The organism is Methanobacterium sp. (assembly GCF_038562635.1).
In the GTDB taxonomy this organism is placed as follows: Archaea; Methanobacteriota; Methanobacteria; order Methanobacteriales; family Methanobacteriaceae; genus Methanobacterium_D.
Genome location: NZ_JBCFBO010000002.1, coordinates 474,798 through 488,488 on the forward strand (window position 1 = coordinate 474,798; position 13,691 = coordinate 488,488).

The following is a 13,691-nucleotide window of genomic DNA, read 5'->3' on the forward strand; positions in this document are numbered from 1 at the left end:
CAACTTATTTTAATACTATATAACAACATATTAATAATTCAAACTTCAAAAATAACTGTAGACTGGTAATCACCGATTATAAATGTAATTTCAGTCTACAATCCCCATTAAATTATAATTAAATGATAAAAGGTGAAAATTATGCCCTGCGGGACGATTGATGAAGTAGAACCATTTTTAAAGGGTCTCCTGTATCCTGCAACTAAACAGGATATAATGGAACAAGCTAAGAAAAATAATGCAGATTATGTGGTTTTAGAAACATTAGATAGTATGGACGAAAAAACATATTATGATCGTAAAGGTTTAGTGGGAGTACTTAGGAAAACAATTGCAAAAAGCTGAGAAACAATCATTCCACATTATAAAGCATCGTTAAATAGCCTATAAACATATTTTTTTATATTTTAAATAAGAGTTGCTAATTTTAAACACACTTTTTAAACGCTTTTTAATCACTCCAAGCCAGCTTCTATTTTAGATCAGTTACCACAATATTTATTCATATTAATAACAGACTCATAAAAGTAGAATATTAATGGTGAAATTATGGGTTATCTTGTATGTAAAGATTGTGGAGATTATTACGAGCTTCAACCTGGAGAAACTGCCAACGATTACCATCGGTGCCAGTGCGGGGGAAAACTCATATATAAAAAATATTTAAACAGTGGTATTGATGACTTTAATGTTTCATCTAAAAAAAGCTCTAAAAGCAAACTGCATAGTTCAAAAATGATTAAACCTTTAGGACTGGGTATATTGTTTATATTTGGATTATTGATTAAATTTCATGCCTTTAATTACATAATATACTATTTTATGCGTTCTAATTCCAACTTTTTATTTTCGTCACCGGTTTATATGGTCCTTTTAATAGTTTTAGGGTTCTTTTTAAGTTATCTGGGAAGATACGTCCGGTGATAATCACCTAAAATAAAATAGTTACTGTAAAAACTTACAGCCTATTTATGTTTACTAACATCCTTAAGAATAGCAAGTATTGTCTTTAAAATAATAGGACCATCCATACGCGTCTGGCGTAAAATATAACCTGGCCTGAGATAAAATTCCCTGAAAGCCTTTCTTTGCATTTTTCTAAGCTCTTCAAGAGAACAGTCCACAGTTTCAAGGACAGGTGTCATTAAGGAATATTTAGACCAATCATTTATCTTAATTAAGTTCTCTTCCTTTGCTTTCATGTAAAATCGAGTGCCTGGATACGGTGTTGCCAGTGAAAAAATAGCATAAGACGGGTTTAAGTTTTTAACGAAATCTATTGTATTTCTAATGCTTTGTTTAGTATCACCCGGCATTCCAAGCACTGCAGATGCTATGGTCCGGACATCAAGTTCCCTTGTAAGTTCAAATGTCCTTTTAATTTTTTTAATTGTTGTTTGCTTATTTAAATTATCTAACTGCTGCTGATCTGCAGATTCAACACCTACAAAAAGGGTTATGCACCCTGCATCCTTCATTTTTTCCAGAATACCCCTTGACAGAGTATCTACCCTGGCTGTACATCCCCAATATACATCTAAACCTCTTTCTTTCATGCCCTTGCATATCTCTTCAACACGCCTCTTGTTTACGGTGAATGTATCGTCCATAAATGCTATCATATCTGCATCATGGTCGTTGATCAGGTGTTCCATTTCATCGACAATATTTTCAGCAGACCTTAATCTCAACTTATGGCCGTGCATAGCTGCTGATGAACAAAATGAACATTGAAATGGGCATCCCCTCCCGGAAATAAGTGTGCCTACAGGTAATTTTGAATTTAAAATTTTATACTTGTCCATAGGGAGAAGGTGCCTGGCAGGAAATGGAAGTTCATCCAGGTTTTGAATAATTGGCCGTGGAGGTGTCTTAAAATCTTTAGTGGCTATTCCTTTAACTTTTCTTAAATCACCGCCGCTTTCAATAGTTTCTGCAAGTTCAAGCATGGTATATTCACCTTCACCACAAACTACAATATCTACAAAATCATTTTTTAAAACTTCATTATAGGTAAAAGTAGAATGATATCCTCCTAAAACAATATATGCATCAGGACACACCTTTTTTCCAATTTTAGCAGTCCTGAGGCCCTGATCAATTGCAGGTGTCACTGCAGTAACGGCTATAATATCTGGTGAATACTTAGGAATTTCTTTTTCAAGTTCTTCCCAGCTCATTTCAAGGGCAGAACCATCTATGATCTTAACATCAACACCATTTTCTTCAAGAACAGCTGCTATATATGCTATTCCAAGTGTAGGGGCGACAAGACCTATGAATTTATATTTTGAAGCAGTATCTGGCGGATTTATTAATAAAACTTTCATTGTATCACCATTCGCCTTTTGTGTAAAATATTATAAATTTAAATCAATTCATTTAATATCGCATCATTCTAAATAATATTATTGTTTTAAGTAAATCAGTTAGTCATTTTACATAATAACTTAATAAAACATTTTTTTCTACTTCTTAGGTGAAGTCATTCTTTTACAACTATTCAAATAATGCCAATAATTATGTTACACTTCAATAATTAAATTAACGATATATAAAATTGCTTCAGAAGATAATTTGAATAATCTACCCTTTTGAACATTACAGGTAATATAAAATAATTAATTAATAAGTTAAGGTTTTACTTTAGGTAAAATTATGCCTTCTTCCGTATCTACCATGATATCAATTAAATAGGGTTCATTTAAATCTAAAGCATTTTTAACTGCATCAAATATTTCACCCGGAGCATTTACACGTTTTGATTTGATCCTGTATGCATCTGCAATCTCACAGAAATCAGGATTTTCAAGTTCAACTTCATATCTCTCCCTGTAATGCATGTCCTGCCACTGTTTTATAATTCCAAGGCAGCAGTTGTTTATGATACAAATTAAAATAGGAAGATTCTCCTGAGCAATTACTGCAAGTTCCTGTAATGTCATCTGGAACCCGCCGTCGCCGACCACCAGAACTACCCTTTCAGCAGGGTCTGCAAGTGACGCACCAATTGCTGCAGGCAGACCATAGCCCATAGGCCCAAAACCTCCTGAAAAAAGCAATGAGGAAGGTCTCGTTACTTTCTTAAGTAAAGTAACCCACGTGGTATGTGTTCCTGCATCACTTATTATTGTTGAATCATTTGAAGCATCCAGTATCTCTTTTACAGCCCTTTGAGGTTTAACTGGAATATCATTATAATTAGTTTTAATTTCATAGGTTCTTTTATGATTATCTAATTCCTGAAGCCATTTGCCAGTGTTTTTAACAGTTATACCTTTCATTTTATCTAAAAACTGGCCAACATTTCCCTGAATCTTAACATTTCCTTCTAAAACTTCGCTGTCAAGATTTACATGAATTATTTCAGGGTCTCCAATTCCGAGTACAGTCCTTTCTGAGAATCTACAGCCAAGTGCTATCAGCAGATCACAGTTTTTACCTGCAAAATTTGCAGCGGTTGTGCCTCTAAGTCCAATCATTCCAAGACAAAGTGGGTGATCTTCAGGCAAAACACCCCTGGCAGAATACGTTGTCGCAACTGGAATGTTGTAGTTTAAAGAAAAATCTCGCAGTTCATCTACAGCATGTGCCCAGATTATCCCAGTTCCAGCAAGAATAAGTGGTCTTTCAGACATTTCCATCAATTTAATTGCATCATCAACATCAGTTAAGGAAATATCTTTATCTTCAACATTTTCAGCTGTGGGTGCGGATGTATCAACATAAGCATTTAAAACATCTTTTGGAAAGTTTAAATGAACCGGTCCAGTTTTCCCATGCTTTATCATTTCAATTGCTTTTTTTAATTTCAACGTACCATCGTCTGGGTCTTCAATATGGAATGTTTCCAGCGTAATTGGCCTGAAAACACTTTCAATGTCAATATCCTGAAATACATTCGTTCCTTTAAGATCAGTTTCTACATCCCCAGTGATTACAATCAGTGGTATCGAATCTTTAAAAGCAGTTGCAACGCCCATTACTAAATTTAAAGCTCCAGGACCGGCAGTTGAAACACATACCCCGAACTCACCAGATACCCTTGCATAACCGTCTGCAGCATGCACTGCTCCCTGTTCATGGCGCATTAGAACATGTTTAATCTTGGAACTCCGCAGTGCATCGTAAAAAGGCAAAATCTGCTCTCCAGGATGCCCAAAAATAAATTTAACACCATTTGATTCTAAAATTTTAATCAGTGCATCTGCACATCTCATTTTATCTTTCCGTAGATTCATCATGAATAAATATGGTTTTTATATCTATTATAGTTGCTGTTAGCGTTATTATTCCCATTAAATTCTTTTCCAGCCACTATATTACCCCCATTACTGCAAACATTTTTATCTTGACTATTTTCATGTTTAAACAAAATAATTGTACAATTTTACTAAATTCAAAACTTAAGATTATTTAATTTATATTCTACTTTAAAACAAGCCTCCAAAATATTCCCATGTTAAAGTCCACTATACGTTTGAAACTACATATTATAATATTAATTTTCATTCCGATTAACTAAATTAATTATTTAATTAATTAAATTTATATATTCTAATTATGAATATCCTTAAATTGTAGCAGGTTTATTTATAATTACAAACCCCTAGAAATAAATTTTATGTTAATATAAGGTGCTTATTAATGTCTGAAATTCCGAAAAAATACATACAATTTGATTTTTCAAAAATTAAAAATTATTTAAGAGCTAATGAAGAGCATAATATATTGTATCTCCATGCATTAATTGCAGTAATAGGAAGTTTAAGCGCGTTGCTCATTTTAGAAGGTGGAAAAGAATCATTACCTTCCACCATACATTACTTACTTGTACTTATAGAAAAAACATGCGTAATTATCGTAATTGCTTATATTGTTTCACGTATTAAATATTTCCAGGAGATACTGGCAGGTAAATTCACCATTAAAAATCAAGCTGTAGTTATTTTATTATTTGGAATAATTTCCATTTTTGGTTCATATTCAGGGATAGATGTATTCGGCGCCATTGCAAATGTTAGAGATCTTGGCCCAATGATAGCGGGTTTAATTGGCGGGCCAATAGTAGGTTTAGGAACTGGACTTATTGGCGGGCTTTACAGGTACTTCTTTTTAGGAGGACCAACCACAGTACCCTGTTCAATAGCTACAATTCTTGCAGGATTATTTGCAGGAATTATATTTATAGCAAACGGGCGTAAATTCATCGGAATCCTGGGCGCGGTGATCTTTGCAGTTTTAATGGAACTGTTTCATATGTTACTGGTTATTCTCCTTATACATCCCTATTCACAGGCACTGGCAATTGTTGGAGAAGTCAGCGTCCCCATGATCTTCGCAAATGCCATGGGAATACTTGTTTTTTCGTTTATAATATCAAACCTGCTGAGGGAACAGAAAACTACAGAAGAACGCGACCTGTATTTTGACGAACTGGAGCGGAAAAAGAATGAGCTAAAAGTGGCACAAAAGATTCAGCAGACTTTTATACCAGATACAATTCCGTTATTAAATGATTATGACATCTCTGCTTTTAATATACCTGCAAAAGAAGTTGGAGGCGATTTCTACGATTTTATTCCAGTTACAGATGATAAACTTGGTATTGCAATTGCCAATGTTTCTGAAAAAGGTGTCCCTGCAGCCCTGTTAATGGCCCTCTCCAAAACTATTGTCCAGACAAAAGCCAGGGAAACTCAACATGTTTCTGATGTAATGGAGTATTTAAATAAACTTGTAATGATTGAAGCGGACTCTGGAATTGATTTAGCACTATTTTATGCAGTGCTGGATATGAAAAATAAAACTCTGCGTTATATCAATGCAGGTAACGATTCTCCACTGCTCTTTATAAAAGACAGTGAAAGTATTGTAAAGCTCATAAATGAGAACTTCCATTTAGGTAAAATAATAAACAGGGAATTTGAAGAAAACGAAATAGACTTAAATTCTGGAGACATACTTATTTTCTACACAGATGGTGTTATTAATGCTTTAAATGAAGAAAAAGAGCATTTTGGAATTGAAAGACTTAAAACCATCCTCAAAGAAAACTACAATCTAAAACCAGAAGAGATGATCCAGAAAATAAATCAGGAAATTTCATCTTTCAGTAAAAATAAGTTTCAAATCGACGATATGACCCTAGTTGTCCTGAAAGTTAAATAAATCGACTTTTGATAAATTCTGGAAAACATTATTTCAGCTTCTTAACTCAATTCTTATTTTTAAATTTTATTTTAAATAAATGACAGAAACACCTTGTTTTGTCTGCAAAATCAAATATTTACAGTTCTGAAAATCCTTGATTTCCCGTAGCATGCAAAAATTTCTAATTTTGCAATTACGAAACACTGGTTTCGTAAACATTGAAAATCATAGATTTTTGACATAAATTTAACATTACAGAGACTAAGTTTGCGAAAGTTAAAAGATCGGAAATTTTTAACATTGAGGAAAATCTTTTTCAAGATTTTCTGAAGGTTAAAAATGGGAAATTTTTAACCATCTATAAAACAAAAATAGTATTACTGTAAAATTGAGGATAAATTTAATCACATGATTTCAAAAATCTTGAGGGATAAAATGCCAAAGGATTTAGAAGCTTTACTCAAAGAAGAAAGGATATTTAAGCCTACAAAAGATATTGTGGAAAAAAGCAACATCAAGCAGTGGATGAATAAATATGAAATAAAAAATTATGATGAATTACTCAAAAAAGCTAATGATAATCCTGACTGGTTCTGGGATGACCTTGCAAAGGAACTTGAATGGTTTGAACCTTATAAAAATGTATTAAAATGGAATCCACCCCATGCAGAATGGTTTCTAGAGGGCAAATTCAACATAGCCCATAATGCATTAGATAAACACATTAAAAATGGCAAAGGAGATAAATTAGCTTATATTTGGGAAGGAGAAGACGGGAAAACCAGAAAAATAACTTACCGTCAGCTTTGGCGTGATGTAAACAAATTTGCCAATGCATTAAGGGAGTTAGGTATTGGGAAAGGAGATACTGTAAGCATTTATCTGCCGATGATACCTGAACTCCCAGTGGCAATGCTTGCATGTGCCAAAATTGGAGCTGTGCACTCAGTTGTTTTCTCAGGGTTCTGGGCAAAGGCATTTCAAGAGAGGGTAAACGATTCAAAATCAAAAGTGGCTATAACCACAGATGGATTTACAAGAAGGGGAAAATTAATACCTCTTAAAGAAAATGTGGACGATATACTCCAGAATACACCTACAATTAAGAATCTTATTGTCATCAACAATGCAGGCATAGATGTTGAAATGCAGGAAGGTAGAGACCTCTGGTGGCATGAAATTACAGAAAATATGAGTGAAGAGTGCGAAACTGAAGTTATGGACTCTGAAGACCCATTATTTATTTTATACACCTCTGGGACCACAGGAAAACCAAAGGGAGTTGTACACGTTCACGGGGGGTACGCAGTTGGAATTTATACCACTTTAAAATTCGTTTTTGACCTTAAAGAGGATGATATATGGTGGTGTGCTGCGGATATTGGGTGGATAACAGGCCACAGTTATATAGTCTACGCACCGCTTTTACTTGGAGTGACATCCATCATATTTGAAGGCACCCCCAATTATCCAGACCCCGGAAGACTGTGGAAAATGGTAGAAGATTATAAAGTAAATGTCTTCTATACTGCCCCTACAACAATACGAATGTTTATGAAATACGGCCCTAAATGGCCCCAAAAATATGATTTAAGTTCAATAAGGCTCCTTGGATCTGTAGGTGAGCCTATAAACCCTGAAGCATGGGTATGGTACTATAAATACATAGGCCGGGAGAAATGCCCCATAATGGACACGTGGTGGCAGACAGAAACTGGAATGCACCTCATAACCCCTTTACCAATATCACCGCTTAAACCCGGCTCTGCAGTTATGCCTTTCCCAACGGTCCAGGCAGATATTCTGGATGATGTAGGCAGGCCTTTGACTGAAAAAGGAGGGCACCTTGTAATCAAAACTCCATGGCCTTCAATGCTTCGAACCATTTACAGGAACCCCCAGAGGTACATCAAAACATACTGGAGCGCATTTAAAAACATGTACCTGAGCGGGGACGTGGCAAGAAAAGATTCTGACGGTTATTTCTGGATCCAGGGACGTGAAGATGACGTTTTAAGTGTTGCAGGGCATAGGATAGGTACTGCAGAAGTAGAATCCGCCCTTGTAAGTTATGAAGGAGTGGCAGAAGCTGCAGTGGTGGGGAGACCAGATGAAATAAAGGGCGAAGAAATTGCAGCATTTGTTATACTCAAGGATAATTTTAAACCCACACCGGAACTCAAAGACACCCTTAAATACCATGTTAGAGTCGAAATAGGCCCTGTTGCAACGCCCAAATACATAAGTTTCGTTGATGACCTCCCAAAAACAAGGAGCGGAAAAATAATGAGGAGGGTCATAAAAGCCAAGGTTAAAGGTGAAGATGTGGGAGACACAAGCACCCTTGCAAACCCTGAAGCTGTTGATGAGCTTGACAGGGCATTGTAAATTTTAATTCAAATTTCAATAACCATAAACATCAGTATTAGAATCATGCTGACCAGGTTTTACCAGGTAAAGCCCTTTAAATCCTTGCTCAACAAAATTTAGACCGTTGACTTTAATAATCTGGTAAATTTCACTATTTTTTAGAGTATTTTCATCTAAATATTTTTCAAAGTTTTCCACCGCTTTCTTTTCAATACCTAATGCCATTCCATAAACCAAAAACTGGTTAACCTCATCAGGAGAAATATCCGCATTAGTTATATCCCTGCCAGAAACATACGACTTAAAATCATCCAATTCATTCATAAATTCAGTTGAATCTCCCGAAAAGAATTTATTATTCAGATATTCATTTTTAAGATGCTTTTCCCAGCTGTTGTATCTGCTTTCGAATTTTTTGGAAGCTTTTAAATTTTTTAAATCATTCTCTATAAAGTATAATGAAATTACTCCTTTTTTATCATACCGCTTCAAAAAGTTAATTACATCTAATTCATAGGGTTTAAGTTTATTTATGCTCTTTTTTTTATTTATTTTAACGAAAGGGCCGGAAGAATGATTATTTTTTTTAGCCGAATTAGAATTAGTTGGATTTGAGAAAATAATATAATTTTTATTTATTAAATCAAGTAAAGTTGCCTTAAATCCATCTTCATATCCATTTAAACCTGTTTTTTCATTTAAATAAATATTTAACAACCCTGGAGAGTAGTTAAACATGTTTTTTGGAGTAAAAATAAAATTTGAATTATTTGATGACGCTTTCTTTATATACTTTGTATAGACCATGTAAATAGCAAAAATAATTATCAATAATACGAAAAAAACCTCTAAAAAAACACTGAATTCCATTTAATACACCTTTTCATTTCAATTATCTAAATATTGTGATAAGGCACTATTTGTAAAATAAGTAATATAAAATTATCTATTTTTGTTATATTCAAAAAAAAGGAATTTAAAATGTATCCAAATAAAAAAGGAACTTAAAATATTTAAAAAATGTTATTCTTCCTCTTGATAACTTCCGTTATATTCTCCAGAACCGCTGACCTTAAATACAACTGCCTGGGCAATCCTTTCCCCTTTTTTAATCTGGTAGTCAAATTCACCGTAGTTGTAGACCATGAACTGGAGTGTTCCATAAAATCCAGGGTCACCTACTGCAGTGTGGACTGAAATAAAGGACCTGTTAAGGGTGGAACGCGGGCGGTAAAGCATTGAGTATCCCTTTGGGATTTTAACCTTGGGCGCCACTGTAACTGAATAAGCTGTTTTTGCTTTTAAAGTGTAGATTGGACCTTCAAGCTTTTCTAATTCAGGTAAATTTTTTTCATTGTCAATTAGAGAGCCTGCACTCTTTTGAATGAACACGTCTTCTAACGGTAAATCGATCCCTGAAGGCTGTATGAGCCCTTCAAAATCTGGAAATAGTTTGATTAATTCTTTTTCGCCTAGCATGATTATCGCCTTTTAAAAATATTTGAATATCTTATAATTATCTTAAAAACTAATAAATACTTTGTTTCAGTCAGATCTAGAGCATGCCTGCTGTAATTAATTAAAAATAGATTAAATTTAATAAATTCATTTTAAACTTCCAAAAAATAAGCACTTTTCAAATTTTCCAACTCAAAAACATTGAAATTTAATACAAGCAATTAACTGAATCACTGAAAATAAAGTAGGTGTATTCTAATAATCATGATAACTTTCTTCGACAATTATAAACTCGTTCACTGTCATAACTGTGATTAATTATATTATTATAATAGAATATACTAATAAAAATTTATGTCTGAAAATAACATAAAATCACAATTAAATATAAATTTTAAAGTTATAGCAGACTTTATTATCATTTGTTTAATTATATCTGATACATTTTTACTTATATTATCTGATTTTTCTACTTTAAGCCCAAATCTTACAGAAGATATTGTTTATTTTGATTTATTTGTTTGTTTTGTTTTATTTTGTGAATTTATGTTCAGATTTAAAAATGCTGAGAATAAAAAAGATTTTTTTAAGGATAAATGGGTATGGCTAGATATAGTCGCAATGATTCCCCTTAATTTCTTCGCATTTAGATTATTCCGTTTTGCAAGATTAGTCCGAGTATTGAGGCTTTTAATGTTATTAAGGTTCTTTGCACTATTTAGAAAAAGCTTTACTAAGTTTAATAAGTTTATTAAAGAAAGCCATCTTGATTGGAGTTTTGGAGTACTTATTTTTTCAGTTTGTGCAGGAACAATCATATATTGTATTGTAGAATTTGGAAATAAAGCTAATACATACGATATTTGGGAATCTTTCTCCTATGTAACACAAAATATCATAAATACCGGATCTGTAGATGTAGCTCCACACACATTAATAGGTAAAGTACTTGGAATTATTTTAATGGTAACAGGTGCAATATTCTTTGGAATGTTCACTGCTTCTTTAGCTACATGGCTTGTAACAAGATCAAAAAATGATCAAGATGCTAAAAATGAATCTGAACTTAATGAATTAAAAGAATTAGTTATAGACATGCAATCTGAAATCAAAGAATTAAAAGATTTAATTAAAAAAAACAAATAAATTAGAGATTATTATGATTTATCATAAAATTTTATAGTATCTTTTAATCTTTCTGAGTAATTATAGATATCTTTAATATTTTCAATAGGTATCTTCTCTTCTTTTTTATTTTTATCAAATAAACCTATATACTTCTGTTTTGTGTTAAATCTGAGCCTACAGATAGGCTTTATTGTATTATCCAGATTTACAGCACAATAACTTAAAGTATCCTTTATTAACACCCTATCAGCATCTATTATTTCATGAAGAATCGCCTTTACAATATAATATCCTTCCCATTCGTCTTCTGTTGTTATAATCTTTTTTGTATCATTATTAACTGTCTTAGATTCTTCCTCTTTTGATTTAGTATCAGAAGTATCAGAATTAGTAGAAGCAGCATCTAATGCAGATTTTAGTCTAGCACTAACTTGGTCTTTAATAATTTGATTCATTGCTGTTTTTGTAATGCCCGTGAATTTTAGACGTACTTTTTCTGTTATTGGTTTTTTGTATACCTTTTTAGCCATGAATTTAACAAAATCTTCCGATGGGTCGTTTATTTCTTTTTGAATTATTTTTTTCATCTCATTTATATATTTAAGTTCGCTTGCGATTTTAGATATCTCATTAGGGTCAAATTTATCTTTTGTGAATTTTTTAAGTTCTTTTACTTCTAATTCTTTAAGTTCACACATGTTAATTTCAAGAAAGGGTTTGTTATCCATAATATTGGGCTTATCAATATCTGTAAAAAAACGGTAATTAATACCATTAGTTAAAATAGCAAATTTAGCAGGAGTATTCGCCGCGAAATATCTAAAAAGTTGCGATGCGTGCTCTTTGTCTAAATCACTATTACACTGTTTACATTCAATTAATAATGTTGGCTTTCCATCTTTCATTATCGCATAATCCACTTTTTCGCCTTTTTTAGTACCAACATCACATGTAAATTCTGGAACGACTTCTGTTGGGTCAAACAAATTATATCCTAAAGCACTTATAAAAGGCATTATAAGTGCCGTTTTAGTGGCTTCTTCAGTTTCTATATGTTTAATTTGTTTTGGTATCGATTCTGAAATGTTTTTTAGATCGTCAATTAAATCCATTTAGCTCTCCCCTTCATACAATATCAATTGATGTTATATTTATTTTATAATTATTTAAACATGTATCTACTTTATTAACTACATAATATTTTCAATCATGTAAAAAAAGTTGCTAAAAAGATCGTATACCCTTATTGAAGTTAACATCAGTGAAGTTGACCTTAGAAAGTCAAAATATGTACAATGTAAAAGAATTCAAACGAAGAAATCAATTTTTATCCAGCCAAAAGAATAAAAATACTATCAAGCAATTTAGACGAATATTAAAAGTTTATATACAATACTATAATTTTATGCCCTGAAAGTCTACATGATGACTGTAAAGGAATATAAATTAAAATAAAATGCATATAATCTTTTACTTCATAATATACAGGTTTATCGAAGCTAAAAAGTTATATTAAATACTACAACTATTAAGATAAATGCACCTAAAAAGATAGCACAACCAAGCATTATATATCTAGAAATTCTCATAAACTTGTAAGCAGATGTTTTTTTATACATTTCACGGTGTTTCTCCAATTTTTCCAGATATTCCTCTCGATTTTTCTTTATTTCAGGGTGTTTATATGAAATATATTTGGAGTAACCAGAGATTATAATAAAAATTACAAAGGCTATTACTAACAGAAAGCTAATAAAACCATAGATAGCACCCATAATACCAATAATTCCTAAAATAAATGGAAATATAGTAGATATCAAAGTTCCTTCACGGTTTCTTATATATTGATTGACAGCCAAACAGCCTACAATTATAAAAAAAATACCCATTATTAAAGAAATTATTAAATAAAATATAGCGGGGATTACCATAATCAATCATTTCGAAATAAAATATAAAAATTTTTCGACAATCTCAAAAACAAGTAACAGGTAAACCTACCGTGACCCAAAAATTCCAAATACACCATCTATTAAAAGAAACCTTCAATTTAATTCTATTTAAACCATTTTTAACTTAATGTCGACATATTTATCTACCAAATTAAAATCATTCCAATAAATTTAATAAAAAATCGTTCAGACTTAAAACTAATTAATCCAGTTTTCCAAGGTAATATCCTACCTTTTTCTCATTAAATTCAAAATCTTAACCAGTAAATCAGGAAAAGTGTAGTACACATAAAAAATCAGCAAACTAATTGCAATTATAATAGACACAATAACTATTGATGATTGGTTCAGGAAATTAAGCACCATTACAAAGAGCAGAGCCTTTACGGCCTGCAGTGTGCTCTTTCTGAATTTTTAAACTTGATTTCAGTACGTAAACTGTTAATCTTTCCCATAATTTCTGAATTTTCTGCATTTCCTATACTTACGCCCCTGCTTGTAAAAAGTTCATTTTGAATATGTTTAATCTCATTTTCTAAATTATCTATTTCTTTTTCTAAATCCGAACATTTAGGCATACCCTGCATAACACTTACCCCCTTATTTTCAAACATGTTGATAATACACTAC

At 32.3% G+C, this 13,691-nt stretch carries 12 protein-coding genes; 5 read left to right on the forward strand and 7 right to left on the reverse strand.

Features of this window, described 5'->3' with window-relative positions; all coding sequences use genetic code 11:
- The first annotated feature begins 141 nt into the window (after window positions 1-141).
- Window positions 142-345: a DUF2795 domain-containing protein gene (locus AAGU07_RS14390; RefSeq protein ID WP_069584377.1), complete on the forward strand. Its 204-nt coding sequence runs from the start codon at window positions 142-144 to the stop codon at window positions 343-345.
- Between the two features lie 204 nt (window positions 346-549).
- Window positions 550-924 carry a hypothetical protein gene (locus AAGU07_RS14395; protein WP_342459781.1) on the forward strand — a complete coding sequence of 125 codons (375 nt, stop codon included), beginning with the start codon at window positions 550-552 and terminating at the stop codon, window positions 922-924.
- A 41-nt stretch (window positions 925-965) separates the two neighbouring features.
- Here AAGU07_RS14395 and AAGU07_RS14400 read toward each other — a convergent pair whose 3' ends face one another.
- Together AAGU07_RS14400 and AAGU07_RS14405 are read right to left on the reverse strand one after the other, a co-directional pair.
- A complete protein-coding gene (locus tag AAGU07_RS14400) occupies window positions 966-2,330 on the reverse strand; it encodes a radical SAM protein (RefSeq protein ID WP_342459782.1) in 1,365 nt (454 codons plus the stop codon).
- 303 nt (window positions 2,331-2,633) lie between these two features.
- Entirely contained in the window at window positions 2,634-4,220 is a 1,587-nt protein-coding gene (locus AAGU07_RS14405) for a thiamine pyrophosphate-binding protein (protein ID WP_342459783.1), read from the reverse strand.
- A gap of 427 nt (window positions 4,221-4,647) precedes the next feature.
- Between AAGU07_RS14405 and AAGU07_RS14410 the strand changes: the two genes are divergently transcribed.
- On the forward strand, window positions 4,648-6,171 hold the full coding sequence (locus tag AAGU07_RS14410; protein WP_342459784.1) for a LytS/YhcK type 5TM receptor domain-containing protein: 1,524 nt from the start codon (window positions 4,648-4,650) through the stop codon (window positions 6,169-6,171).
- Window positions 6,172-6,588: 417 nt separating this feature from the next.
- The gene (gene acs, locus AAGU07_RS14415) at window positions 6,589-8,541 is read left to right on the forward strand and encodes an acetate--CoA ligase (protein ID WP_342459785.1); all 1,953 of its coding nucleotides are present in this window, start codon (window positions 6,589-6,591) and stop codon (window positions 8,539-8,541) included.
- 15 nt (window positions 8,542-8,556) lie between these two features.
- Here acs and AAGU07_RS14420 read toward each other — a convergent pair whose 3' ends face one another.
- Together AAGU07_RS14420 and AAGU07_RS14425 are read right to left on the reverse strand one after the other, a co-directional pair.
- A complete protein-coding gene (locus AAGU07_RS14420; protein ID WP_342459786.1) occupies window positions 8,557-9,393 on the reverse strand; it encodes a hypothetical protein in 837 nt (278 codons plus the stop codon).
- Between the two features lie 153 nt (window positions 9,394-9,546).
- On the reverse strand, window positions 9,547-10,002 hold the full coding sequence (locus AAGU07_RS14425; RefSeq protein ID WP_342459787.1) for a deoxyuridine 5'-triphosphate nucleotidohydrolase: 456 nt from the start codon (window positions 10,000-10,002) through the stop codon (window positions 9,547-9,549).
- Between the two features lie 333 nt (window positions 10,003-10,335).
- Here AAGU07_RS14425 and AAGU07_RS14430 point away from each other — a divergent pair, with 333 nt between their 5' ends.
- Window positions 10,336-11,127, forward strand: coding sequence for an ion transporter (locus AAGU07_RS14430; protein ID WP_342459788.1), 792 nt, complete (start codon window positions 10,336-10,338; stop codon window positions 11,125-11,127).
- 11 nt (window positions 11,128-11,138) lie between these two features.
- Here the strand turns inward: AAGU07_RS14430 and AAGU07_RS14435 are convergent, their stop codons facing one another.
- The 3 genes from AAGU07_RS14435 to AAGU07_RS14445 all read right to left on the reverse strand — a co-directional run bounded on the left by AAGU07_RS14435 (window position 11,139) and on the right by AAGU07_RS14445 (window position 13,648).
- Window positions 11,139-12,221, reverse strand: coding sequence for a type I restriction endonuclease (locus AAGU07_RS14435; RefSeq protein WP_342459789.1), 1,083 nt, complete (start codon window positions 12,219-12,221; stop codon window positions 11,139-11,141).
- A 387-nt stretch (window positions 12,222-12,608) separates the two neighbouring features.
- Window positions 12,609-12,968, reverse strand: coding sequence for a hypothetical protein (locus AAGU07_RS14440; protein ID WP_342459790.1), 360 nt, complete (start codon window positions 12,966-12,968; stop codon window positions 12,609-12,611).
- Window positions 12,969-13,444: 476 nt separating this feature from the next.
- Complete coding sequence (locus AAGU07_RS14445; RefSeq protein ID WP_048080964.1) at window positions 13,445-13,648, reverse strand: hypothetical protein; 204 nt, start codon at window positions 13,646-13,648, stop codon at window positions 13,445-13,447.
- Window positions 13,649-13,691 lie beyond the last annotated feature (43 nt).